The 1,473-nt window shown below is 36.9% G+C and carries 1 protein-coding gene and 1 pseudogene; both read right to left on the bottom strand.

The window, feature by feature from the left end; genetic code table 11:
• Window positions 1-1,272 (bottom strand): TadA family conjugal transfer-associated ATPase (locus FOT98_RS30190; RefSeq protein ID WP_144291217.1); only part of this gene is annotated, 1,272 nt, incomplete at its 3' end.
• Between the two features lie 15 nt (window positions 1,273-1,287).
• Window positions 1,288-1,473 (bottom strand): annotated as a pseudogene (locus FOT98_RS30185) (AAA family ATPase); the annotation flags it as partial.

The raw sequence follows: 1,473 nt of genomic DNA, 5'->3' as shown, positions 1-1,473 counted from the left end.
GTATGTCGGGATAAACTGAGAAAGTTCATTAAACTGTATATCACCTCGATAATCTAATAATTCAATCATCTCTGTAATATAACGATTCCCATCATCTTTCTTTTCTAAAAAGACAATCACATCGAATGTCTGTGAAATTAATTCATATAAATACTGGGCATCAATATTCGCACCACTTTGCAGACACATGAGCATTAAACGTCTGACTGCTTCTATGGCACTTCTTGCATGGACAGAGGTAAAGCCAGGATGGCCTGTTTGGAAAAAGTTAATCATTTTTAATGCTTCTTTACCCCTCGATTCCCCTACAATTAATCGCTTTGGTCCTTGACGTAGTGCATTCGTTAACAATCTATCAAAATCAATTGCATTTTCTTCTACTTCCGATGCCCTACATTGCATCGGAACAAAGTGATGTTCTGGAAAAATTCGATGCAAATATAATTCAGGGTTATCTTCTACTACAAGAGTACGTTCTTTTTTCTTTCCTTTCGGAATATGAGAAGCAAGAAATTTCATAAACTCTGATTTCCCTGTCCCTGTTGCTCCAGCGACTAGAATATTCATTTTGGCTTTCACGGCTGCAGCCAAAAAGCCCAACATCTCTTTTGACGCTTGATTAGTAGATAACATTCGCTCTTCAGAAGCACGAAGATGATCTGCATTCTTACGAATCGTTATTGTTGTCCCGAGTCCCCCAAGTTCATCTAAAGCAATATTGATACGGATATAGGGAAACACGCAGTCCACATATGGTTTTGCTGTATTTAATGACTCTGACGTACTATTTACCATCTTATAGGCTAAAGCCTTTACCTCTTCTTCCGTCTCAAATCGGTAAGGGAATGTTAACTCTCCCTCTCCAATTTTTTCGTAAATAATTTCTTTTGTACCATTGATATAAATATCGGTTACATCCTGATCTTCTTTTAAAGGTTCTATAATTCCAAATCCCACAATATCATCACATACCATATTTAATAATTGTTCAGAAGGTACATCTGAAATGACGACTTGATTACTTAATAGAAAGCTTTTAATGATTTGTTCTACAGCTGCTCTCTTTTCTTTATTCATAAAAGATTCGCTTAAAATATCACGATGGTCTTTTACTAAAAATGCACGAATTTCATCCGTGATATCTTTAATTTGTTGAGCTGTAGTTGTTCCTAACTTTCGAGCTGATTTGGAACGAATCATATAACCAAAATGATATAAATCAACTCGATTTCGCTTTAAGGCGACTTGTTTTCCCTGTAAATAGCCCCACATACTACTGCCTCCCTTTTAATTTCGTAAACCAAAGAGACCCTTTTTCATAGAGGATGTATGCTGGGTTGGAATATCAAGACCAGCTGCTTCCATAATGTGATGGACCTTTGTATTAATTTGCGGGGAACCAAACTGCATCCCCCATTCATAACTCGTACGATCCCTGTCATACGGAATTGTCACCGCAATTTTTTGGGAAGA

Source organism: Bacillus sp. HY001, from assembly GCF_007558965.1.
In the GTDB taxonomy this organism is placed as follows: domain Bacteria; phylum Bacillota; class Bacilli; order Bacillales; family Bacillaceae_G; genus Bacillus_A; species Bacillus_A mobilis.
Note: the sequence above shows the minus strand (reverse complement) of the source record. Positions and strands in the feature narration are given on the sequence as shown.